The following is a 21979-nucleotide window of genomic DNA, read 5'->3' on the forward strand; positions in this document are numbered from 1 at the left end:
CGGGCATGGCCCGGGCTTTTTCATGGGGTGACGATCAGCCGCGGCCGGGCAGCATTCGCCGCACGGTGTCGTCCTTGCTGATGAAGTGGTGGAACAGCGCGGCCACCGCGTGCAGGCCGATCAGCCAGTAACCGAGAACGGCCACGGTCTCGTGCACTTCCTTGATCTGCCCGGCGAGGTCGGGGTTCTTGCCGATCAGCGGCGGCAGTTCCAGGCCGAAGAAAGGGATCGGCTTGCCGGCGGCGCTGAGGATCAGCCAGCCGGCGAACGGCAGGCCCAGCATCAGGCCGTACAGCGCCAGGTGCATCAGCTTCGCCAGGGCGTTCTGCCAGGCCGGCGGGTTGGGGGTGATCGGCGGGGTGGGCGAGAGGAAGCGTGCGGCGATGCGCACGAACACCAGGGCAAATACCGAAAGGCCCAGCATGAAGTGCCATTGCTTTAACAGTTCGCGGGTCTCGCTGCCTTTGGGGAAGTTGCCCTTCAGCTCGATGGTGGCGTAGACGGCGGCGATCAGCAGCAGCATCAGCCAGTGCATGGCGATGGAAAGTTTCCCGTAGCGGGAGGTCTGGGTGGTCATCACGGCTCCTTGTTGTCCCGCATCGTGGTGGCGGGCTTGTCCTCAGCTTAGCGGCTGGGCCTTAAGTGAAAATGAAGCAGGTCAAAGAACGGGGGATTCGCCGCCCCCGGGCGGGACGGCGGAGGGCTCAGGGCTTGGCCTGGCGCTTGGCGATGGCCTTGACCAGGCGCTCGGCCAGGGCCGGGTAGTTCTCGTCATAGTGGTGGCCGCCAGGCAGGGCGAGCACCTCGCCGATGGCGCCGGGCTGGGTGCAGCCGCTGTCCTTGGCTTCGTCCTTGCCGTACACGCAGAGCACCTTCGCCGGTGGCAGCTTGGCCAGTTCCGGGCCGGTGGCCGCTTCCTGGCCGGCCTTGCCCAGCCAGCCCTGCACCTCGATCTCGAAGCTGCCGCTGCGGGCCAGGGCCAGCAGCAGGATGGCGTCCACCTGCTGCTGGTCGGTCTTGGGCAGGCGGTTGTAGAAGGCCGGTAACACGTCGGCGCCGAAGGAGTAGCCCGCCAGCACGAAGCGCTTGGCGCCCCATTGCTCGCGGTAGCGCTTCATCAGGCGGCTGAGGTCGGCTGCACCCTGCTCGGGGCTCTTGTGCTGCCAGAAATAGCGCAGCGCGTCGATGCCGACCACGGAGTGATCGAGCTTGGCCATCTCTTCGGCCACGGCGCGGTCCAGGTCGCGCCAGCCGCCGTCGCCGGAATAGAACAGGGTGACGGTGTCGGAGGGATGGTCCGCCGGCACTTCCACCACCGGCATCTGGCTGCCGCCGCCTTCCAGCAGGCTGCGCAGGCGCTCGTTGAGCAGCTCGGGCAGGCTGGTGTCGTAGTCGCTGATGCCGGTATCGGCGTTGGCCTGGTCACGGGCGAAGGCCGCGCTGGGGTCGTCCGGGTTGTCGTTCCAGGCGATGGTCCAGTGGCCGTGGGGCGCCGCCTTGGGCAGCGGGGCGCTGCAATCGGGCTGGTCGAGGCTGAAGTCGATGGACAAGGCGCGGGCCTGGTCGTTGCCCTGGCCGGCCAGCCAGCGCCAGGCGAAGGCTGCACCCGGCCCGATGCCGGCCACCAGGGTCGGGTCGCCTTCCAGCACGGTGCGGGCCAGGCCCAGCAGGTGCTGCTGGGCATCGCAGTTGTCAGTGGGCAGTTGCAGCTGGACGAGGCGTGCGCCGCCGTCCTGGGCCAGGGTCAGCAACTGGGCCTCGTTCAGCTGTTGCTTGGCGTCCACCACCAGCAGCACGCGGGCACGGGTCTCGCCCGGGGGCAGGGCGATGGTGGCGCGGCTGCCGTCGGCCAGGGTGCGTTGTTCCACTCGGGCTTGCGGCGAGGGGCGGCCCCACAGCAGCAAGGCGGTGCCCACCACGAGCACGAGGAAGATGATCAGCAGGCGGTGCCAGTGGCGTTTGAGCATGGGTCCCTCAGCGTTTGACCAGTCCAGTGAAGCCGCCCGCGATCAGGGCTGCGGTATCAGCCAGTGCCACCAGGGGGTCAAGGCCCGGCGGTACGGCCATGTAGCGGGGCTCCCAGTCCGGCTGGAACTTGTCCTTGAAGCGGCGCAGCCCCTGGAAGTTGTAGAACTGCTCGCCACGGCGGAACACCAGTGCGCCCAGGCGCTGGGTCAGCGGCGCGCCGCGACGGGGTTGCAGGCCGGCCAGCGGCACCATGCCGAGGCTGAAGCGCTCCACGCCCCGCTCCTTGAAGTGCAGCAGCAGGTTGAGCATGAGGAATTCCATGGTCAGCTTCGGCGCTTCCGGGTGCACCCGCATCAGGTCCAGGCTGGCCAGTTCCTGGCTGTCGGTCTCCAGCAGGTTGGCAAAGGCCATGGCGCGGCCTTCGAAGGACACCACGGCGATGCGGAAGTGCTTCAGGTAGTCCGGGTCGAAGCGGCCCAGGGAGAAGCCTTTCTCGCGCACGTTCTTGCCCTGCATCCAGGCATCGGAGATTTCCCGCAGCGCCTCGATGGGCGCTTCGCCCGCTTCGTGGAAGGCCAGGGACAGGCCGTCGCGCTGGCCCCGGCTGAGGGTGTAGCGCAGGTCCTTCATGGCCTTGTTCTTGGCGTCCAGGTCGAAGCGGCGCAGGTCCACGCGGGCCTCCTCGCCGAGCTTCAGGGCGCTGAGGCCGATGTCCATGTAGTAGGGCAGGTTCTCCGCGCGTACCTGATAGAAGACCGGGCGCGCGTGGTGCACGTCGCACAGGTCGCGGAACTGCCAGATCAGCTCGGCGCGGTGGTTGGCCTTGCCGATGGGGTCGAACAGCGCCACCAGGCTGCGGCCACGGCGGGCGAACATCAGGAAGGCGTCTTCCTCCGGGTGGAACAGCAGGGCCTTGTCGCCGGTCAGCACCAGGCCGCCATCGGGCTGGGCGGAGCCACGGACGATGCGCGCGGCCTTCAGCAGCTCTTCCTCGGTGGGTTCGTGGATCACCAGGGGCACCGGACGCAGCAGCCACACCAGGCCCAGGCCGGCCAGCAGCAGGCCGCTGGCCAGGGCGGCGCGCAGGGTGCGCGGTGCGTCGGCGTCCACGGCGAACTGCCAGAACAGTTCCTGGCTGTAGGGCACGTCCTGGTAGGCGAAGAACATCAGCCAGATCGACGCAGCCAGCACGCATGCGGCCGCACCGAGGTTCACCGGGGAGAACGGCACCTCCAGCAGGCGGCTGGGGCGGTAGAAGGCGCTGCGGAACATCGCCAGCAGCGAGGCGGTCAGCAGCAGCAGGGTGGCCTCTTCCCAGTCCACGCCCTTGAGCATCGACAGCACCGCGCCGGTCACCAGCAGCACCAGGGTCAGTGCCCAGGCTGCCGACAGCCGCCGGCGCAGCCCGTGGGCGAGCAGCAGGCAGAGCACGCCCACCAGGCTGGCGGCCAGGTGCGAGGCGTCGATCAGGCGGTGGGGGATGAGGAAGCTGAGGTCGTCCAGGCGGGTGTCGATGGCCGGGGTGGCGCCGGAGAACAGCAGCACCACACCGGAGAGGAACACCATCAACGACAGCACCGGCGCCGCGAGGCCCGAGGCACTGCGCATGGCCTGGCGGCCAGCCGGCAGGAAGCGCTGGGCTTCGTTCACCAGCAGCAGCATGCAAGCGACTACCAGCGGCAGCCCCACATAAATGAGGCGATAGAGCAGCAGCGCAGCGGCCAGCGGAGCAGCACCGAGCTGGCCGGCGAAGGCGGCCAGCAGCACCGCTTCGAACACGCCGACGCCACCGGGCACGTGGCTGAGCACGCCGGCCGCCAGGGCCAGCAGGTACACCAGCATGAAGGCGCCCAGGGGCGGCGCCTCCGGCAGCAGCAGGTAGAGCACGCTGGCGGCTGCGCAGACGTCCACCAGGGTGATCAGCAATTGCAGGCCCGACAAGCCCAGGCCGGGCAGGCGCACTCCTCGGCCCAGCAGGCGCACGCTGATGCAGCCGGGCACCGGGGCTTCGGGTTCGCGCAGGCGCGAGAACCAGAACACCGCCAGCAGGGTGAGGCCGAGTACGGCGCCGGCGATCAGCGCCACCATCGAGGGCGGCAAGCGCAGCGCCTGGGAGGCCGCGTCCAGGTTGCTCAGCGCGGCAACGGCTGCCAGCGGCGGCAGGGCTGAGCCCAGCGCCAGGCTGGCGAATACCGTGACCCGGGCGATATCGGGCGCACTGACGTTGTCGCGGCTATAGAGGCGGTAGCGCACCGAGCCGCCGGTGACCACCGAGAGGCCGATGGCATTGCCGATGGCCGAGGCACAGAAGCTGCCCAGGGCCATGCGTGGCAGTGGGATGCGCACGCCGGCGAAGCGCAGGCCGGACCACTCGTAGCCCACCAGGGCCATGAAGCTCACCGCCGTGGCGCCGACGGCCGCCAGCAGGCTGCTCACCGGCACGTCGTGCAGGGCACCGCGCAGGGCGTTGGGGTCGAGTTCGCGCAGCAGGTGCCAGCAGGCCACCAGGCCGATGGTGAAGAGAAGGAGGGTAAAGGCCAGCCCCAGGGGTTGCCGGTAGGCACTCAGGCGGTCGAGCCAGCGCAACTGGTTGGCGTCGACCGGTTGCTCGTCATCAGGCAGGGCGGATTCGTCGGGTGTAGCGGGGCTGGCGCGCATCGAGCACCTCATGGAAATTTGCGCCACAGGATGTGGGCTGGACGTTCAAGTTCCAAGCCCCGGCGTGCAATTTTTCCCTGGCGCTCCTGGCGGTAGAGGAAAACACCCCACAAAAGAAAAGGCCACTCGTTTGAGTGGCCTTTTCTTTGTTTGGTTGCGGGAGCTGGATTTGAACCAACGACCTTCGGGTTATGAGCCCGACGAGCTACCAGACTGCTCCATCCCGCGTCTGTGGGTCGGCATTCTAGCGATTAATCTGGCCCTGTCAACAACTGATTTCTGAAAAAGTGGTTTTTCATCAGAAACTTAGCGCGTCGAAACGGCGCCATCCCCCGTGGTACATGGCCTGCAGCCGGGAGAATTGTTTACTCAAGGGGGTAGGAAAGACCTCGAGGCCGGTACGGGGTAGGGACCGGCCTCGAGGGTGCCGGTCCTTCCATTACCAGGCACCCGAGCAGGCTAGCGGGAGGCTGGCTGGGAAAGTTGTCAGAAAAGGGTAGGAGATTTCTGATTGGCGATCCGGGCGTTGAAGCGTGTCCGGCGGTGGGGATACTGGCCGGGCGGTCGTACCCGGTACGGCCGTCGCCTCTCCCGGCGAGCCCCACTCCTTGAGTGGGGCTTTTTTCGTCAGGGTTGGCGGTTCTTGCCCAGCCCGACTGCGTAATCGTTCCGGAGGACTCCTCATGCTCGATGCGATCCGTCGCACCATCCTGCACCCTGCATTGGCCCTGCTGCCCGAATCCCTGTCTGGGCGCGAGGCGGAGGTGCTGCTGCTGGCCAGCGGCCTGGCCGCCAGTGGCTTCCAGACCCGGCGGGATGCCCGTGGCCCGGGCCGGGGTTACTGGCGGGCCTTGCCCGACGGGGTGATGGTCGGTGGCGTGCTGCGGGCTGCGCAGACCCGCGACCTGGCCGTGGCGGTGTGCGATGCCCGGCAGGTGCCGCCGATTGCCGAGCGGGTCTACAGCGCGCTGGAGCATGACGATGTGCTCGCCGCTGCCCTGGCGCGCCTGCTGTTATGGAGCGACCCGGCCGGCCTGCCATCGCTCGGCGATGAGGCCGACGCCTGGGCCTGCTACCAGCGCCACTGGGCCGTCGACGAGGCGGCTCGCCGGGACTGGCCCGCCCATTACCAGCGCGCGCTGGCTGCCTGCCCTGCCTGACCCCGCCGGCCCGGCCCTCACGCGGCCGGGCCGCCTTGCCGCGAATCCGCTAGAATCCGCCTCCCTTCATATATGCGTGCGCCCCGTCTGCGCAGCCGTGACCCGTGCCGCCTCCATGAGCCAGCGGAAGATCATCCACATCGATTGCGACTGCTTCTACGCCTCCATCGAGATGCGTGACGACCCCAGCCTCGTGGGGCGGCCGCTGGCCGTTGGCGGCTCGGCGGATCGTCGCGGGGTGATCGCCACCTGCAACTACGAGGCGCGGGCCTACGGCGTTCGCTCGGCGATGTCCTCGCGCCACGCGCTGAAGCTGTGCCCGGACCTGCTGATCGTCAAGCCGCGCTTCGAGGCCTACCGCGAAGCCTCGAAGGCCATCCACGGCATCCTCCGGGACTACACCGAGCGCATCGAGCCGCTGTCCCTGGACGAGGCCTACCTCGACGTCACCGACAGCCCGCACTTCAGCGGCAGCGCCACCCGTATCGCCCAGGACATCCGCCGGCGGGTCTGGCAGGAGCTGCGCATCACCGTCTCCGCCGGGGTGGCGCCGAACAAGTTCCTCGCCAAGATCGCCAGCGACTGGCGCAAGCCCGATGGCCTGTTCGTCATCACCCCCGACCAGGTGGAGGCGTTCGTCGCCGAGCTGCCGGTGGCGAAGCTGCATGGAGTGGGCAAGGTCACGGCCGACAAGCTCGGGCGCCTCGGTGTGCACCTCTGCTCGGACCTGCGGGAATGGAGCCTGACGGCACTGGCGCGGGAGTTCGGCAGCTTCGGCGAGCGCCTCTACAACCTGGCGCGTGGGCACGACGAGCGCCCGGTGCAGGTGGACAGCCGGCGCCAGTCATTGAGCGTGGAGAACACCTACGACCATGACCTGCCGGACCTGGCGGCCTGTCTGGAGCGTCTGCCGGCGCTGCATGAGGAGCTGGAACGGCGCCTGGCGCGGCTGGATGCCAGCTACCGGCCGGACAAGCCGTTCGTGAAGCTGAAGTTCCTCGATTTCACCCAGACCACCCTGGAGCAGGCGGGGGTCGGGCGGGACCTGGACAGCTATCGGTTGCTGCTGGGCGCCGCCTTCGCGCGGGGCGAGCGCCCGGTGCGGCTGATCGGCATCGGCGTGCGCCTGCAGGACCTGCGCGGCGCCGCCGAACAGCTCAGCCTGTTCTGACGCCGACTCAGCGCTCCGGCCAGAGGCGCAGGGCCTTGCCTTCGGCCGGCCACAGGCGCAGTTGCTCGGTGGCCGAGAAGTCCCAGCGCTGCACGTTGGGGAGGAAGTCCAGGAAGCGCTGTTCCTGTTCCATCAGGGCTGGGGCACAGGCCTTGCGGGTGCTGCCCACCGGACCGAAGCTCAGGCGCTCTCCCTCCAGGGTGTAGGAGGCGAACCAGTGGTTGCAGCCGGCATTGCCGTAGGCGCGGCCATCGTGGCCCAGGGTCAGCGTCAGGTGGCTGCGGTCGATCAGCGGGCGCTCACCGATCCACTCCACCTGGTAGGTGCGTTCGGTTTCCAGGGTGGGGCCTTCGGTGGCGCAGCCGGCGAGGGTGGCGCCGACCAGGGTCAGCGGCAGGGCGAGTCGTTTCATCACACGGTCTCCTGGCAGGTGGGGCAGAGGTGGCGGCCGTCACGCTTGGCCCAGCCCAGCTCGGCGATGCGCGCCTCGGCGGCGGGTGTCTCGGCGGGCTTGCCCAGGCTGGCGTCCACGGCGAATTCGAAGTCCAGGCGCTTGCCGCAGGCGTCGCAGTCGACCTTCCACTGCAGGATCGACAGCTCCTTGAACGCCGGGCCCTTGGCCACGGCCAGCCACTGGCCGGGCGGGTTGATCAGGTGGCGGACCTTCTCCACCTCCAGGCGCATGGACAGCTCGCGGCTGCCGCGCAGGGTGACCAGCAGGGTGTCGCCGTCCTTCACCGAGCCACCGACCCCGGTGACCTGATAGCGGCCCGGCGCGAGGGCGCGGCATTCATTGAGGGTGTGGGCGGGGTTGAGCAGGGTGTAGCGGAAATCGTGTTCGGCCATGGGTCCTCCGGAATCGACGCGCATGCTAACAGACTAGGCGTCTTCATCGGATTGCGAAGGCGCGCCAGGGCGCCTTCGCAAAGGCTCAGGCTTCGACCCGGTTCACCGGCGCGCCGCTGGCCCAGGCGCTGATGTTGTCCAGGGTGGTGCGGGCGATGGCGGCCAGGGCCTCGCGGGTGAGGAAGGCCTGGTGGGCGGTGACGATCACGTTGGGGAAGGTCAGCAGCCGGGCCAGCACATCGTCCTGCAGCGGCAGGTCGGAGCGGTCCTCGAAGAACAGGTTGGCTTCCTCTTCATAGACATCCAGGCCCAGGTAGCCCAGTTGGCCGCTCTTCAGCGCCTCGATCAGCGCCGGTGTCTCCACCAGCGCGCCGCGCCCGGTGTTGATCAGCATGGCGCCGCGCTTCATGCGCTGCAGGCTGTGGCTGTTGACCAGGTAGCGGGTGCCGTCGTTCAGCGGGCAGTGCAGGCTGACGATGTCGCTCTCGGCCAGCAGCTCGTCCAGGGGCACGTAGCGCCCGCCCAGGGCTTCCACCGCCGGGTTGGGGTACGGGTCGTAGGCCAGCAGGGCGCAGCCGAAGCCGGCCATGATGCGGGCGAACACCTCGCCGATCTGCCCGGTGCCCACCACCCCGACGCGCTTGCCCACCAGGTCGAAGCCGGTCAGCCCGTGGAGGCTGAAATCGCCCTCGCGGGTGCGGTTGTAGGCGCGGTGCAGGCGCCGATTCAAGGCCAGAACCAGCGCCACCGCATGCTCGGCGACGGCGTGGGGCGAGTAGGCCGGCACCCGTACCACCGTGAGCCCCAGCTGCTGGGCGGCGTGCAGGTCGACGTGGTTGTAGCCGGCCGAGCGCAGGGCGATCAGCTGGGTGCCGCCCTCGGCCAGGCACTCCAGCACCGGGGCGGAAAGGTCGTCGTTGATGAAGGCACAGACCACCGCATGGCCCTGGGCCAGGGCGGCGGTGTCCAGGGTCAGGCGGGCGGGCTGGAAGTGCAGGTCGAGGTCGGACGAACAGGCCTGGAAGCTGTCGCGGTCGTAGGTCTGGGTGCTGAACAGGATGGTTCGCATGGGCGCTCCTTTATAGGTGCCCGGAGTCTAGGAATCCCTTCCTGCCGGGGCCTTGCCCCAGGTCAGCTCAGCCGGCCTCGGCCGCCAGGCGCTCGATGGCGCGGTCCAGGTCGTCCAGGGCTTCGCGGCTGGCCGGGTCGTTCTTCTTCAGCAGGGTCTCGCTGCGCTGGCAGGCGGCCCGCAGCTGGGGCACGCCGCAGTAGCGGGTCGCGCCATGCAGGCGGTGCACCCGCTCCAGCAGCGTGGCGCGATCATCCGCCTCCAGCGCCTGGCGGATGGCCTGGCGGTCGGCGTCCAGGGAGGCCAGCAGCATGCCCAGCATGTCGGCGGCGAGGTCGGCCTTGCCGGCGGCCAGGCGCAGGCCTTCCTCCGGGTCCAGCACCGCTGGCTCCTCCTGGGGCGCGGCGGGCTCGGCGGGGCGCTCCGCCACCGGGCCCTGGAGCGCCAGGCCGGTCCACTTCAGCACCACCTGGGCCAGTTGGCGCTCGCCGATGGGCTTGGTCAGGTAGTCGTCCATGCCGCCCTGCAACAGGGCGCGCTTCTCGTTGGCCAGGGCGTGGGCGGTGAGGGCGACGATGGGCACCGGGCTGGTCTCGTGGTTGGCCTCCAGGCGGCGGATTTCCTCCGTGGCCTGGCGCCCGTCCATGCCGGGCATCTGCACGTCCATCAGCACCAGGTCGAAGGCCTGCTGGCGCACCGCGTCCACGGCGCCGTAGCCGCTGTCCACCGCCGTCACCTCGGCGCCCATGTCGCCGAGCAGGGTCTTCACCAGCAGCAGGTTGGCCGGGTTGTCGTCCACGCAGAGGATGCGCGGTGCCCGCTGCACCACCGGCATCGGCGCCTCCACGCGGACCGGGCGCGGCCCCACCAGGCTGTTGAGGGCACGGTGCAGCTTGCGGGTGCAGGCCGGCTTGGCCTGCAGCTGGTTGTGGGAGTCGGGCAGCACCGGGTGGTACAGCGCCTGGTCGGTGGTGGGGCAGAGCACCAGGCTCTTGCAGCCCAGTTGTTCCAGGTCCCAGATGTACTGGGCGAGGCGCTCCGCCGGCAGTTCCGCGGTGCTCGCGGCCAACACGGCGAAGCCGATGGCCTGCGGCCCCTGGCGCTGGGCGGCGACCTGCTCCAGCAGCGCCTCCAGGCTGGGCGCGTCGAGTACTTCCAGGCCGCAATCCTCCAGCTGGTGGCGCAGGGCCTGGCGGGTCAGCTCCTGGGGCTCGAAGACGATGGCACGACGCCCGGCCAGGGTGGCCTTGGGCAGGTCGTCGGCATCGTCGCGGGCCTTGGGCAGGCTGATGCTGATCCAGAACTCCGAGCCCGCGCCCGGGGTGCTGGCCACGCCGATCTCGCCGCCCATCTGTTCCACCAGGCGCTTGGAGATGACCAGCCCGAGGCCGGTGCCGCCGGCCTGTCGCGAGAGCGAGTTGTCGGCCTGGGTGAAGGCCTGGAACAGCGCCCGCAGGTCCTCGTCGGAGAGGCCGATGCCGGTGTCCTGCACGCTGATGCGCAGCTGTACCAGGTCCGGCTCGCTGTCGTCTTCGAGCATCGCCCGCACGGCGATGGTGCCCTCGCGGGTGAACTTGATGGCGTTGCTCACCAGGTTGGTCAGCACCTGCTTGAGGCGCTGCGGGTCGCCCATCAGGTGCACCGGGGTGTCGCGGTACACCAGGCTGACCAGCTCCAGGCGCTTCTCGTGGGCGGCCGGGGCGAGGATGGTCAGGGTGTCCTGGATCAGGTCGCGCAGGTTGAAGGGGATGTTCTCCAGCACCAGCTTGCCGGCCTCGATCTTCGAGAAGTCGAGGATCTCGTTGATGATCCCCAGCAGGCTCTCGGCGGACTGTTCGATGGTGCCCAGGTAGTCCTGCTGGCGCGGCGACAGCTCGCTCTTCTGCAGCAGGTTGGTGAAACCGAGGATGCCGTTGAGCGGCGTGCGGATCTCGTGGCTCATGTTGGCGAGGAACTCGGACTTGATGCGGCTGGCCTCCAGGGCCTCCTTGCGCGCCAGGTCCAGCTCGATGTTCTGGATCTCGATGGTCTCCAGGTTCTGCCGCACGTCCTCGGTGGCCTGGTCGATGTTGTGCTGCAACTCTTCCTGGGCGCTCTGCAGGGCCTCGGCCATGCGGTTGATGCCGGCGGCCAGCTCGTCCATCTCGTGGTTGCCCAGTTGCGGCAGGCGGGTTTCCAGGCGGCCTTCCTTGAGCAGCGCGACACCCTGCTTGATGCGCCGCAGCGGTTCGTTGATGGAGTGGCTCATGCGCAGGGCCAGCAGCGCAGTGACGGCCAGGCCGGCGGTGATCAGCATCAGGCTGGCGAACAGGCTGCGGTAGCCGCGCAGCAGGGTGCCGTGGTGGGACATCTCCAGTTCCACCCAGCCCAGCACCTTGTCACCTTCGCCGGGTGGCGCGTCGCCGGCGAGCACCCGGTGGCGCTCGAACACCGGCAGCATGAAGCGCGTGGCATCGGTGTTGCTGATCTGGCTGGTGTGGCTGCCGTCGTTGTCCGGGCTGCCGTTGAGCATGCTCGGCCCGGCGTGGGCCAGGCGAACCCGGTCGAGGCTGAGGAAGCTCACCGCACGCACGTCGGGCTGGTCCAGGGCGTTGTCGGCGATGCGCTCCAGCAGCAGGCCGTCGCCGCGCACCAGGGCGGGGGCGGCCAGGGGCGCGAGTTGCTCGGCGATCATCTGCCCGCGCTGCAGGAGCTGGGCCTGCATGTCGGAAAGCTGGGCCCAGATGAAGTAGCCGCCCAGCACCATGGCCAACAGGCTGGTGGGGAGCAGGGTCAGCAACAGCACGCGACCCTTGATGCCGAGATCCTTGAACACGCCGGAATCCTTTAGACGAAAGTGCCCGAAGTGTAGCGACTCGCCCGGTGGGAATCTGCCTGCCGTTTTGACAGAATGCGCGCTCTTTTAGGAATGCTTCGTATTCGCTGGTGCAAGTCATGAACAATTGCTCGCCGGGGGCCGCCCGCATCCTGGCCATCGAGGACGACCCGGTGCTGGCCGCCCACCTGGCCGACCACCTCGGGCGCCGAGGTTTCGAAGTGGTCCTGCAGCACGATGGCGAGGTCGGCCTCGGGCTGGCCCGCCGCGAGCCCTTCGACCTGATCCTGCTGGACATCCTGCTGCCCGGGCGCAATGGCCTGGAGGTGCTCGGCGAGCTGCGCCGGGAGCGTGGCGTGCCGGTGATCCTGATGTCCGCCCTGGGCGCCGAGCAGGACCGCATCGCCGGCTTCAGCCGGGGCGCCGACGACTACCTGCCCAAGCCCTTCAGCCTGGTGGAACTGCAGGTGCGCGTCGACGCGGTGTTGCGCCGGGTGGCCTATGAGCGCCGGGGCGCGGTCACCGCCGCAGCCCTGGAGGAGCCAGGCCTGCAGTTCGATGACGTGAAGGGCGATGTCGCCTGCGAGGGCAACTGGGCCGGGCTCACCGGCACCGAGTACCGCCTGCTTGAGACCCTGGTCCGCCACGCCGAGGAGGTGCTCAGCAAGGCCTTCCTTTATCAGCAGGTGCTGCACCGGGCCTATTCCCAGCACGACCGCAGCCTGGACATGCACGTCAGCCACATCCGCCGCAAGCTCGTTGCCGCCGGCTACACCAACGGCCGTGTGGAAACGGCCTGGGGCAAGGGCTACCTGTTCACCCGGCAGGACGCCTGACATGCCCGGGCGGCGTTCGCTGTTCTGGCCCCTCGCGGTGCTGCTGGTGGCCTTCAGCGTGCTGGTGATCTGGCTCGCCCGCGCCTGGGGCGAGTACGTCGAGTTGCAGAGCTACCACCTCACTGAGGCTGCCCAGGCCCGGCTCAACCGCTACGCCGCAGAGGCCGAGCAGGCCTGGCGGCGCGACGGCCAAGCTGGCGTGGACCGCTGGCTGGAGCGCCACCAGGCCCGCGAACCGGATTGGGCCGTGGTGGTGGGGCCCGACCTGCGCAGCCTCGGCAGCCGCCCGCTGAACGTGGAGGAGTACGGGCGCCTGACCTTCATGCGGCGCGTCGACTGGCCCATGAGCAAGCGCAGTGGCGGGCTGCCGATCCTCAGCCTGCCGTTCCCCGAGGCACCGGATGCCGGCCAGCTGGTGATGCGCCTGCCCGAGCGCTACCTGCCCGGCGGGTTCAGCCTGCTGGCGCGCTTCGTGATCCACGGCGTGGTGCCGGGGGCCCTGGCCTTCCTCCTCTGCGTCGGGCTGTACCGCCTGCTGCTCGCCCCGTTGCGTCACCTGCGCGAGCAGGCCAACGCCCTGCGCGGCAACCACCTGTCCACCCGGGTTTCACCCGAGGTCAGCCGCCGTCGCGATGAACTGGGCGAGCTGGCCCGGGCCTTCGACCACATGGCCGAGCGCCTGGAAACCACGGTGGAGCACCAGCGCCAATTGCTTTGCGACCTCTCCCACGAGCTGCGCACGCCGCTGAGCCGGCTGCGGGTGGCGGGGGAGAGCGAGCTGGAGATCGGCCAACTGCGCCAGCGCCTGGAGCGCGAAGTGCAATGCATGCAGAAGCTGGTGGACGACACCCTGGAGCTGGTGTGGCTGGACACCGAGCGCCCGCAGCTGCCACGGGAGGTGATCGACGTGGCCTCGCTCTGGGCCGTGCTCAGCGAGGACGCCTGCTTCGAAAGCGGCTGGCCGCCGGAGCGCCTGCGCTGCGAGCTGCCGACGGACTGCCGCGTCCACGGCAACCTCAACGGCCTGGCCCAGGCCCTGGAGAACGGCCTGCGCAACGCCATCCGCCATTCCCCGCCGGATGGCACGATCCGCCTCGGTGCACAGCGCGAGGGCGAGCACTGGCAGCTGTGGCTGGAGGACGAGGGCGGCGGCGTGGACCCGGCCCAGCTGGAGGCCATCTTCCGGCCCTTCACCCGCCTCAGCAGTGCCCGCCCGGGGGGCGAGGGCTTCGGTCTGGGGCTGGCCATCGCCCGCGGCACCCTGCGCTCACAGGGCGGTGACCTGTGGGCGGAGAACGGCGCGCGGGGCCTGCGCCTGTGCCTGCGTTTGGCAAATGTATAGTTTGTAAATGATCTTTACTGCCAAATAAGAATAAATACCATTTGCGCCGACCCGCGTCCGACTCGGGCCTGCCAAATGAAGACCAGCGCGGTCGCTCCGCCTTCATCGGCATGCCCCGTCCCACGTGACTGCCCGATTGCCCAAGGAGTGCCCCATGACGCAGCCGCGATTCACCCTCAACCCCTTCGCCCTGGCCCTGCTGGCCGCCTCCGCGCCGGCCTGGGTCCAGGCCGAGACGCTGGAGCTGGCCGACGACGTCGCCGAGCAGGCCCGGACAAAGGTCGGTGAAACCGCCGAGCAGGCGCTGGAGCTGCAGGAAACCCGCGTGATCGGCACCGCCGAGCAGGAGCTGAAGCAGGCCCCGGGGGTTTCCATCATCACCGCCGAGGACATCCGCAAGCGTCCGCCGGCCAATGACCTGTCCGACGTGATCCGCCGCGAGCCGGGGGTCAACCTCACCGGCAACAGCACCAGCGGCAACCGTGGCAACAACCGCCAGATCGACCTGCGCGGCATGGGCCCGGAAAACACCCTGATCCTCATCGACGGCAAGCCCTCCACCTCGCGCAACGCCGTGCGCTACGGCTGGAACGGCGACCGCGACACCCGTGGCGAGACCAACTGGGTGCCGGCCGAGGAAGTGGAGCGCATCGAGATCCTCCGTGGCCCGGCCGCTGCCCGCTACGGCTCCGGCGCCATGGGCGGCGTGGTCAACATCATCACCAAGCGCCCCACCCAGGAACTGCACGGCTCGATGACCGTGTTCACCCAGCTCCCCGAGGACGATGCCGAGGGCGCCAGCCGCCGCACCAACTTCAACCTCAGCGGCCCGTTGAACGACGCGCTGGCCTTCCGCGTGTACGGCGGCATGAGCAAGACCGATGCCGACGACGCCGACCTCAACGCTGGCCACCAGAGCGACCCCACTTCCCTGGTGGCGGGCCGTGAAGGCGTGCGCAACAAGGACGTCAACGGCCTGCTCAGCTGGCAGCTCAACCCCGAGCAGAGCCTCGACCTGGAGGCCAGCTACAGCCGCCAGGGCAACATCTTTGCCGGCGACACCATGCTCAACAACGGCGGCGCCTTCGTCAGCGGCCTGGTGGGCTCGGAAACCAACGTGATGCAGCGCAGCGCCTATTCGCTGACCCACAACGGCGACTTCGAATGGGGCACCTCCAAGGCCAGCCTGGCCTACGACTACACCCGCAACTGGCGCCTCAACGAAGGCCTGGCCGGCAGCTCCGAAGGCGCGCCTGCCAACGGCGCCGGGGCCTTCACCTCGCGCCTGCGCAACACCCGCGCCAGCGGCGAGGTGAACCTGCCCCTGAGCCTGGGGTTCGAGCAGATGCTCACCCTGGGGGGCGAGTACCTCTACGAGGTCCTCAACGACCCGGGCTCCCTGCGCGCCCAGACCTTCGACCCGGGCAGCGCCGGCGTACCGCCCATCCCCGGCTTCAGCCGTGGCAATACCAAGACCGACGCCCGCAGCTACGCGCTGTACGCCGAGGACAATATCGAGCTGGACAGCCGCACCACCGTCACCCCGGGCCTGCGCTATGACCAGCACGAGGAGTTCGGCGGCAACTGGAGCCCGAGCCTCAACGCCTCCCACAAGCTCACCGACGAACTGACCCTGAAGGGCGGCATCGCACGCGCCTACAAGACGCCCAACCTCTACCAGTCCAACCCCAACTACCTGCTCTACAGCATGGGCAACGGCTGCAACGCCGGGCAGACCAACAGCGGCGGCTGCTACCTGGTGGGCAACCCGAACCTGGAGGCGGAAACCAGCATCAACAAGGAAATCGGCCTGGCCCTGGACATGGGGCAATGGCGCGCCAGCGCCACCTACTTCCGCAACGACTACAAGAACAAGATCGTCGGCAGCAACAACTTCACCTACCGCCTGGCCAATGGCCGTCGCGTGCAGCAGTGGGAGAACGCCGGCAAGGCGGTGGTGGAAGGCATCGAGGGCAACCTGTTCATCGCCCTCGACCCGAGCCTGGAGTGGAACACCAACCTCACCTACATGATCCAGTCCGAGGACCGCGACACCGGCGAGCCGCTGAGCATCATCCCCGAGTACACCGTCAACACCACCCTGGACTGGTACGCCACCGAGCAGCTCTCCCTGCAGGTCAGCGGCACCTACTACGGCAAGCAGGAAGCGCCCTCGCTCAACCAGCGCACCAATCAGGCCTATGCCACCACCGCGCAGAAGGACGTGGACCCCTACGGGCTGATGGGCGTCAGCGCCGGCTACGCGTTCAGCGAGAACTACAGCGTGCGCCTGGGCATCAACAACCTGTTCGACAAACGCATCTACCGCGAAGGCAACGCCAGCGACGCCGGCGCCAACACCTACAACGAACCGGGCCGGTCGTACTTCGCCTCCGTCACCGCCTCGTTCTGACCTGGGCTCCTGGCCTGCCGGAAACGGCAGGCCCATGCCCCGCCGGGTGCTCCGGCGGGGCCTTTTCATGATGGATGCAGCGCATGAGCCTCTGGCACGACGGCTACCTGGCCGATGCCCCTTATCCCCACCTGGTCCAGCCGGAACTCGCACCGAGCTGGATGGTGGCCACCCTCACCGCCCTTGGGCGCAGCGCCCCGGACCTGTCCCGGGGCTTTCGCTATTGCGAGCTGGGCTGCGGCCAGGGGCTGGGCAGCCTGCTGCTGGCAGCGGCCAACCCGGCTGGCGAGTTCGTCGCGGTGGACTTCAACCCCCGGCACATTGCCCACGGACGTGACCTGGCCACCCGGGCCGGGCTCGGCAACCTGCGCTTCGTCGAGGCGGCGTTCGACGGGCTGGCCGGGCAGGACCTGGGCGAGGGCTTCGACTTCATCGTCCTGCACGGCGTCTATTCCTGGGTGTCGCCGGCCAACCGGGCGGCCATCCGCAGCTTTATCCAGCAGCGCCTGCGGCCCGGTGGCGTGGCTTACCTGGGCTACATGACCGAGCCGGGCCTGTCGGCGTTCCGCGCCGCCCAGCGCTTCATCTGGCAGCACGCCCGGCAGGCACCTGGCACACCGACGCAACGCCTGCGCAGTGCCTTCGCCGCCCTGCGTGGCTGGCAGGCGGCGGGGGCCGGCTACTTCGTCGAGCACCCCGACGTGGCCCGGCGGCTGGACGCCGGCGAGCCGGAGGACCTGGCCCAGCTTGCCCATGAACTGCTCTGCGAACACTGGGAGCCCCTGCCGGTGGCCCAGGTGATGGGCGAGTTCACGGCGATCGGCCTGGACTACGCCGGCAGTGCCGTGCCGCTGGAGAACATCGACGCGCTGTCGGTGCCCGGCGCCTGCCTGCCGCTGCTGGAGGCGCTGCAGACGCCCGAGGCCCGCGAGACGGCCAAGGACCTGGCGCGTAACCAGTCCCAGCGGCGTGACCTCTACCAGCGCACGGGCCAGGCGCTCGCGCCGGCGGCCCATCGCCAGGCCTTGCTGGAGGGCTGCTGGGCGGCATTGCCGGGGGCGCCGACCCGGGGTGGCCTGTGCTTCGACACCCGCATCGGCCCGGTGGAGGGCGAGGCGTCGTTGTTCTCGCCGTTGCTGCAGGCCCTCGCCGAAGGGCCCCAGGGCTTCGCCGAACTGGCCCGGCGGCCGGCATTGGCGCCGCAGCTCGGCCAGCTCAACCGGGCGTTGCAGATGCTCACCTGGGCCGGGCATGCCCACCCGCTGACGCCGGGGCCGGTGGCAGTGGAAACCGGTCAGCGACTCAACCGCCTGCTGGCCGAAGGGGCGCTGGCCGGGGTTGGCTATCGCCACCTGGTGGCGCCCAGCCTGGGAGCATCCATCCCCGTGACGGCGCAGCAGATGGCCCTGGCGCGGGTGCTGCTGGAGATGCCGGGCCTGCGCGGCGGCCTGCTGCGCGAAACCGGCCTGGCCCTGCTGCGCCGCGAGGGCTGGCAGGTGCAGGTGGACGACGCACAGCTGAACCAGTTCGAACACGCCGTGCTGCCGGTCTGGCGGCAACTGGGCGTGGTGCCATGACCCCGTGAGGAGCCTGTTCATGACCCTGTCCCTGCCGGCCTGGGCGCCGGTCCTTTCGCGTGTGGTGGCCGCCTTGCTCGGCGGCTATGCCTTCACCTACGCCTTCACCGCCGCGCTGGCGCGGTTGTTGCCGCTGCACCCGGTGGATGCGTTGCTGGTGGCCAGCCTGCCGTGCTTCGTGGTCTACACCCTGGCGGTGTGCTGGGCCTTCGCCGCCCGCAGCGCCCTGCTTGCCTGGCTGGGGCTGGCCCCGGCGCTGCCGCTGGCGGCCCTGGGCTTCTGGCCGCGCCTGCTGGAGTGGCTGGCATGAAGAAGACCTTCACCCAGTCCATGGCCTGGCTGCACACCTGGGGCGGCCTGCTGGCCGGTTGGCTGCTGTTTGCGGTGTTCCTCACCGGGACGTTGGCGGTGTTCGACCAGGAGATCGATCACTGGATGCACCCGGAGGTGCGCGACACCCCGGTGCCTACCGCCGAGGCCGCCGAGCGCGGGCTGGCCTACCTGCGGCAGCACCACCCCGAGGCACGGGCCTGGACCCTGAACCTGCCCACCGAGCGCTCGCCGGGGTTGTCCGTCTCTGCGGGCGAACGTCGCCACGGCGGTGGCGTGGCCCTGGACCCGGCGACGGGCGAGGTGCTGCCGCAACGTGACAGTGCCGGCGGGCTGTTCTTCTTCCGCTTCCATTTCACCCTCGACCTGCCGCGCATGCTCGGCATCTGGGTGGTGGGTCTGCTGGCGCTGGGCATGCTGGTGGCGTTGCTGACCGGCATCGTCATCCACAAGAAGTTCTTCAAGGAATTCTTCACCTTCCGCCCCGGCAAGGGCCAGCGCTCCTGGCTGGATGCCCACAACGCCACGGCGGTGCTGTTGCTGCCGTTCCACCTGATGATCGCCTACACCGGGTTGGCCATCTTCCTGCTGATCTACATGCCGGCGGCGCTGGAGAGCCTGTTCGACGGCGACGTCGAGGCGTACTTCCACGCCCAGTCCGGCACCGAGGAGGCCCACCCGCCCCGTGGCCAGACGCAGCCGGCCCCTCTGGCCGCGCTGGCGCCGATGCTGGCCGAGGCCGAGCGGAAGATGGGGCCGGTGGGCGGCGTGGTGATCCGCCATCCCGGGCGCAGCGATGCCCGGGTGGAAGTGCGGCGGGTGCTGGGCAACCGCATCGCCCTGACCAAGGGGCAGAACATGGTCTTCGACGGGGTGACCGGGGCGCTGCTGCAGGCGCCGCCGGCCATGCGCGCCAGCGTGCTGACCCACCGGGTGATCATGGGGCTGCACTTCGCCCAGTTCGGCGGCTACCCCATGCGCTGGCTGTATTTCCTCTGTGGGCTCGGCGGCTGCGTGATGATCGCCACCGGCCTGCTGCTCTACGAGGTGAAGCAGCGGCGCCAGGCCAGCCCTGGCATGGGCGCGCGCCTGGTGGCGGCGCTGAACCTGGCGGCGGTGGCCGGCCTGGGCGTGGCCTGCGTGGGGCTGCTGTGGGCCAACCGCCTGCTGCCGCTGGAGCTGGCCGGGCGCGCGCAGTGGGAGGTGCGGGTGTTCTTCCTGCTCTGGCTGGCCAGCCTGGTCCACGCCGTGTGGCGGCCGGGGGCGCGCGGGTGGAGCGAGCAGCTCGGCTGTGGCGCGGCGCTGTGCCTGGGCGTGCCGTTGCTGGGCTGGGCCTCCGGCAGCGGGGCAGGGGATTTCACCCGCGGCATGCTGGAGGTGACGGCCGTTGCCATTGGCCTGTTGCTGGCCGGGTGCGCCTGGCGCGTGCAGCAGCCGGCGGCCGTGCGACCGGCGCGGGTGCGTCGCCCGAAGGCGGAGGTGCAGGGATGAGCCTGATGCTGAGCGTGGCGGCGGGCCTGGCCCACGGCGGAATGGCCGCGTTGTGCCTGGGCCTGCCCCGGCATTTTCGCCAGGTGTGGCAGCGTGAGCCGACGCCCGCACTGCGGCGTGGCCTGCGGGCGGCGGGCTGGTGCCTGTTGGCGCTGGCCTTGCCGGCGAGTGCGGCGTTCTGGGGCTGGGCGATGGGGCCGGTGGCCTGGTTCGGGCTGGTGTCCCTGTCGGGGTTGCTGCTGGCGCTGCTGTTGCCGTATCGACCCAGGCTGGCGGCGTGGTTGCCGCTGGGCTGGCTGCCGGTGATGGCCGTATTGGGCGTGGTGCAGGGGCTGCCCTGAATCTCAGCCCGCGCTGCTTTGCTGGTAGGCCTCCAGGGCCTGGCGGTCACTGTCGTCGCCCAGTTCGGCAGCGTGCTGGTAGTAGGGCAGGGCGAGGGCGCGGATGTCGGCGTGCCGGGCCTGGGCGAGGCGGGCGCGGCTCTCCCGGAGGAAGTTGAGGTTGCCGCCGGCCAGGGCCAGGCGCAGCCAGTGCAGGGCGCCTGCCAGGTCGCCCTGGTCGGCCAGCACGGTGGCGTGGCTGAACTGGCCTCGGAAGTCGCCGGCTTCGGCGGAGCGCCGGTACCAGGCGTGGGCACGCTCGGGGTTGGCGGGCACGCCGATGCCTTCTTCATGGAAGCGCCCGGCGAAGTTCATCGCCTTGGCGTGGCCCTGGGCGGCGGCGCGCTCGTAGAGGGCCAGGGCCTGGGCCGGGTCCTTCGCCACGCCACGTCCCGCGGCCAGCAGGTGGGCGTAGTTGTAGCAACCCCAGTCGAGCCCGGCTTCCATGGCCTGGCGGAAGGCCCGGGCGGCGCCGGGCAGGTCCACCTCACCGCCCCAGCCCTGTTCCAGGCAGCGGCCGAGCATGTTGTGGGCCATGGGGTCGCCCTGGGCGGCGGCGATGCGGAACCACTGCCGCGCCAGCGCCAGGTCGCGCTCGATGCCGCGCCCGTCCAGCAGCAGCTGGCCCAGCAGGGTCTGCGCGGGCACCACGCCTTCACGGGCGGCGGCCAGCACGGCGCTGGCGGCCTGGCGCGGTTCGCTGGCCAGGCGTTGCTGCAGGGCCTCGCGGTCGAGGATGTCGGTGCGGGTCAGGGTGAGGGACATGGGCGGCATGGCCAGGGGAAAGGCGGCGAATAGTATTCATTTCCATTTGTGCTGTAAAACCACGGGCGCTGCCTTTCCAAATGCCATTCCGTTCCATGGATATAGCGCTAAGCCATAAGCGGAAACGCTTGTGCGATATGGCGTAGAGGGGTTTGCCGGTATCATGGGCGCCCCTCTGAGTCTGGATCGCAGAACCGCCATGACCCTGCAGTACCCAACCATCGCCGACTGCATCGGCAACACCCCGCTGGTGCGCCTGCAGCGCCTGGGGGGCGACACCCGCAACACCCTCCTGGTCAAGCTCGAAGGCAACAACCCGGCCGGCTCCGTGAAGGACCGCCCGGCCCTGTCGATGATCACCCGTGCCGAGCTGCGCGGTGACATCCAGCCCGGCGACACGCTGATCGAGGCCACCTCCGGCAATACCGGCATCGCCCTGGCCATGGCGGCGGCGATCAAGGGCTACCGGATGATCCTGATCATGCCGGACAACATGAGCGCCGAGCGCAAGGCGGCGATGACCGCCTACGGCGCCGAGCTGATCATCGTCAGCAAGGACGAGGGCATGGAAGGTGCCCGCGACCTGGCCGAGCGCATGCAGGCCGAAGGCCGTGGCAAGGTGCTGGACCAGTTCGCCAACGGGGACAACCCCGAAGCCCACTACGTGGGGACCGGCCCGGAGATCTGGCGCCAGACCCAGGGCACCGTGACCCACTTCATCAGCTCCATGGGCACCACCGGCACCATCATGGGCACCTCGCGCTACCTCAAGGAGCAGAACCCGGCGATCCAGATCGTCGGCCTGCAGCCCCAGGAAGGCTCGGCCATCCCCGGCATCCGCCGCTGGCCCCAGGAATACCTGCCGAGGATCTACCAGGCCGAGCGCGTGGACCGCGTCGTCGACATGGCCCAGTCCGAGGCCGAGGACACCATGCGCCGCCTGGCGCGCGAGGAAGGCATCTTCTGCGGCGTGTCCTCCGGCGGTTCGGTGGCGGCCATGCTGCGCCTGTCCCGCGAGGTGGAGAACGCCGTGATGGTGGCGATCATCTGCGACCGTGGCGATCGCTACCTGTCCACCGGTGTGTACGACGCGCGCCCGTGATGACTCCGATTTCCCGTCCTGACCTTCGCCTGGGGCGCTACTCGCTCCGGGCCTAT

Annotated in this window: 18 protein-coding genes and 1 tRNA gene; 10 read left to right on the top strand and 9 right to left on the bottom strand. The window is 69.5% G+C overall.

Annotated elements, in window-relative coordinates; translation table 11 throughout:
- Positions 1–34: 34 nt before the first annotated feature.
- From FBY21_RS26945 to FBY21_RS26960, 4 genes are all read right to left on the bottom strand, one after another.
- Complete coding sequence (locus FBY21_RS26945; protein ID WP_044414239.1) at positions 35–577, bottom strand: cytochrome b; 543 nt, start codon at positions 575–577, stop codon at positions 35–37.
- A gap of 127 nt (positions 578–704) precedes the next feature.
- Positions 705–1967: a virulence factor family protein gene (locus tag FBY21_RS26950; RefSeq protein WP_142015343.1), complete on the bottom strand. Its 1263-nt coding sequence runs from the start codon at positions 1965–1967 to the stop codon at positions 705–707.
- A gap of 7 nt (positions 1968–1974) precedes the next feature.
- Positions 1975–4626 carry a bifunctional lysylphosphatidylglycerol flippase/synthetase MprF gene (mprF, locus tag FBY21_RS26955; RefSeq protein ID WP_142015347.1) on the bottom strand — a complete coding sequence of 884 codons (2652 nt, stop codon included), beginning with the start codon at positions 4624–4626 and terminating at the stop codon, positions 1975–1977.
- Positions 4627–4777: 151 nt separating this feature from the next.
- Positions 4778–4854 (bottom strand) — tRNA-Met (locus FBY21_RS26960).
- A 455-nt stretch (positions 4855–5309) separates the two neighbouring features.
- On the opposite strand from FBY21_RS26960, the gene FBY21_RS26965 reads away from it, so the two are divergent.
- Together FBY21_RS26965 and dinB are read left to right on the top strand one after the other, a co-directional pair.
- Positions 5310–5786 carry a hypothetical protein gene (locus FBY21_RS26965; protein WP_142015351.1) on the top strand — a complete coding sequence of 159 codons (477 nt, stop codon included), beginning with the start codon at positions 5310–5312 and terminating at the stop codon, positions 5784–5786.
- Between the two features lie 115 nt (positions 5787–5901).
- On the top strand, positions 5902–6957 hold the full coding sequence (gene dinB, locus FBY21_RS26970) for a DNA polymerase IV (RefSeq protein ID WP_142015354.1): 1056 nt from the start codon (positions 5902–5904) through the stop codon (positions 6955–6957).
- Between the two features lie 7 nt (positions 6958–6964).
- Here the strand turns inward: dinB and FBY21_RS26975 are convergent, their stop codons facing one another.
- The 4 genes from FBY21_RS26975 to FBY21_RS26990 form a co-directional block, all read right to left on the bottom strand.
- Positions 6965–7369: an META domain-containing protein gene (locus FBY21_RS26975; RefSeq protein ID WP_142015358.1), complete on the bottom strand. Its 405-nt coding sequence runs from the start codon at positions 7367–7369 to the stop codon at positions 6965–6967.
- A complete protein-coding gene (locus tag FBY21_RS26980; RefSeq protein WP_044414224.1) occupies positions 7369–7803 on the bottom strand; it encodes a hypothetical protein in 435 nt (144 codons plus the stop codon). Before FBY21_RS26980 ends, FBY21_RS26975 begins: the two co-directional genes overlap by 1 nt.
- An 85-nt stretch (positions 7804–7888) precedes the next feature.
- The gene (locus tag FBY21_RS26985; RefSeq protein ID WP_142015361.1) at positions 7889–8872 is read right to left on the bottom strand and encodes a 2-hydroxyacid dehydrogenase; all 984 of its coding nucleotides are present in this window, start codon (positions 8870–8872) and stop codon (positions 7889–7891) included.
- 67 nt (positions 8873–8939) lie between these two features.
- Positions 8940–11687, bottom strand: a complete 2748-nt coding sequence (locus tag FBY21_RS26990; protein WP_142015364.1) for a response regulator — start codon at positions 11685–11687, stop codon at positions 8940–8942.
- Positions 11688–11806: 119 nt separating this feature from the next.
- Between FBY21_RS26990 and FBY21_RS26995 the strand changes: the two genes are divergently transcribed.
- The 7 genes from FBY21_RS26995 to FBY21_RS27025 all read left to right on the top strand — a co-directional run bounded on the left by FBY21_RS26995 (position 11807) and on the right by FBY21_RS27025 (position 20017).
- Complete coding sequence (locus FBY21_RS26995; RefSeq protein WP_044414216.1) at positions 11807–12523, top strand: response regulator transcription factor; 717 nt, start codon at positions 11807–11809, stop codon at positions 12521–12523.
- A gap of 1 nt (position 12524) precedes the next feature.
- Complete coding sequence (locus FBY21_RS27000) at positions 12525–13865, top strand: sensor histidine kinase (RefSeq protein ID WP_044414213.1); 1341 nt, start codon at positions 12525–12527, stop codon at positions 13863–13865.
- A gap of 154 nt (positions 13866–14019) precedes the next feature.
- On the top strand, positions 14020–16278 hold the full coding sequence (locus tag FBY21_RS27005; RefSeq protein ID WP_044414210.1) for a TonB-dependent siderophore receptor: 2259 nt from the start codon (positions 14020–14022) through the stop codon (positions 16276–16278).
- 83 nt (positions 16279–16361) lie between these two features.
- A complete protein-coding gene (locus tag FBY21_RS27010) occupies positions 16362–17855 on the top strand; it encodes a class I SAM-dependent methyltransferase (protein WP_044414207.1) in 1494 nt (497 codons plus the stop codon).
- 19 nt (positions 17856–17874) lie between these two features.
- Entirely contained in the window at positions 17875–18165 is a 291-nt protein-coding gene (locus FBY21_RS27015; protein ID WP_044414204.1) for a hypothetical protein, read from the top strand.
- Positions 18162–19676, top strand: a complete 1515-nt coding sequence (locus FBY21_RS27020) for a PepSY-associated TM helix domain-containing protein (RefSeq protein WP_142015367.1) — start codon at positions 18162–18164, stop codon at positions 19674–19676. The genes FBY21_RS27015 and FBY21_RS27020 overlap by 4 nt, the downstream gene beginning before the upstream one ends.
- Complete coding sequence (locus FBY21_RS27025) at positions 19673–20017, top strand: DUF3325 domain-containing protein (RefSeq protein ID WP_174244744.1); 345 nt, start codon at positions 19673–19675, stop codon at positions 20015–20017. The genes FBY21_RS27020 and FBY21_RS27025 overlap by 4 nt, the downstream gene beginning before the upstream one ends.
- Before the next feature lie 3 nt (positions 20018–20020).
- Here the strand turns inward: FBY21_RS27025 and FBY21_RS27030 are convergent, their stop codons facing one another.
- Positions 20021–20821 carry a tetratricopeptide repeat protein gene (locus FBY21_RS27030; RefSeq protein ID WP_142015370.1) on the bottom strand — a complete coding sequence of 267 codons (801 nt, stop codon included), beginning with the start codon at positions 20819–20821 and terminating at the stop codon, positions 20021–20023.
- Between the two features lie 199 nt (positions 20822–21020).
- Between FBY21_RS27030 and cysM the strand changes: the two genes are divergently transcribed.
- On the top strand, positions 21021–21923 hold the full coding sequence (cysM, locus tag FBY21_RS27035; protein ID WP_069562225.1) for a cysteine synthase CysM: 903 nt from the start codon (positions 21021–21023) through the stop codon (positions 21921–21923).
- Positions 21924–21979 lie beyond the last annotated feature (56 nt).

Source organism: Pseudomonas sp. SLBN-26 (genome assembly GCF_006715895.1).
Classification (GTDB): domain Bacteria; phylum Pseudomonadota; class Gammaproteobacteria; order Pseudomonadales; family Pseudomonadaceae; genus Metapseudomonas; species Metapseudomonas otitidis.

What these genes read in the sequence shown, in the direction of transcription:
- FBY21_RS26980 (WP_044414224.1), bottom strand. Translation starts at nt 7,803, where the DNA reads ATGGCCGAACACGATTTCCGCTACACCCTGCTCAACCCCGCCCACACC.
- FBY21_RS26985 (WP_142015361.1), bottom strand. Translation starts at nt 8,872, where the DNA reads ATGCGAACCATCCTGTTCAGCACCCAGACCTACGACCGCGACAGCTTC.
- FBY21_RS26965 (WP_142015351.1), top strand. Translation starts at nt 5,310, where the DNA reads ATGCTCGATGCGATCCGTCGCACCATCCTGCACCCTGCATTGGCCCTG.
- FBY21_RS26945 (WP_044414239.1), bottom strand. Translation starts at nt 577, where the DNA reads ATGACCACCCAGACCTCCCGCTACGGGAAACTTTCCATCGCCATGCAC.
- FBY21_RS27005 (WP_044414210.1), top strand. Translation starts at nt 14,020, where the DNA reads ATGACGCAGCCGCGATTCACCCTCAACCCCTTCGCCCTGGCCCTGCTG.
- FBY21_RS27020 (WP_142015367.1), top strand. Translation starts at nt 18,162, where the DNA reads ATGAAGAAGACCTTCACCCAGTCCATGGCCTGGCTGCACACCTGGGGC.
- mprF (WP_142015347.1), bottom strand. Translation starts at nt 4,626, where the DNA reads ATGCGCGCCAGCCCCGCTACACCCGACGAATCCGCCCTGCCTGATGAC.
- FBY21_RS26975 (WP_142015358.1), bottom strand. Translation starts at nt 7,369, where the DNA reads ATGAAACGACTCGCCCTGCCGCTGACCCTGGTCGGCGCCACCCTCGCC.
- FBY21_RS27000 (WP_044414213.1), top strand. Translation starts at nt 12,525, where the DNA reads ATGCCCGGGCGGCGTTCGCTGTTCTGGCCCCTCGCGGTGCTGCTGGTG.
- FBY21_RS27030 (WP_142015370.1), bottom strand. Translation starts at nt 20,821, where the DNA reads ATGTCCCTCACCCTGACCCGCACCGACATCCTCGACCGCGAGGCCCTG.
- FBY21_RS27015 (WP_044414204.1), top strand. Translation starts at nt 17,875, where the DNA reads ATGACCCTGTCCCTGCCGGCCTGGGCGCCGGTCCTTTCGCGTGTGGTG.
- cysM (WP_069562225.1), top strand. Translation starts at nt 21,021, where the DNA reads ATGACCCTGCAGTACCCAACCATCGCCGACTGCATCGGCAACACCCCG.
- dinB (WP_142015354.1), top strand. Translation starts at nt 5,902, where the DNA reads ATGAGCCAGCGGAAGATCATCCACATCGATTGCGACTGCTTCTACGCC.
- FBY21_RS26950 (WP_142015343.1), bottom strand. Translation starts at nt 1,967, where the DNA reads ATGCTCAAACGCCACTGGCACCGCCTGCTGATCATCTTCCTCGTGCTC.
- FBY21_RS26995 (WP_044414216.1), top strand. Translation starts at nt 11,807, where the DNA reads ATGAACAATTGCTCGCCGGGGGCCGCCCGCATCCTGGCCATCGAGGAC.
- FBY21_RS27025 (WP_174244744.1), top strand. Translation starts at nt 19,673, where the DNA reads ATGAGCCTGATGCTGAGCGTGGCGGCGGGCCTGGCCCACGGCGGAATG.
- FBY21_RS27010 (WP_044414207.1), top strand. Translation starts at nt 16,362, where the DNA reads ATGAGCCTCTGGCACGACGGCTACCTGGCCGATGCCCCTTATCCCCAC.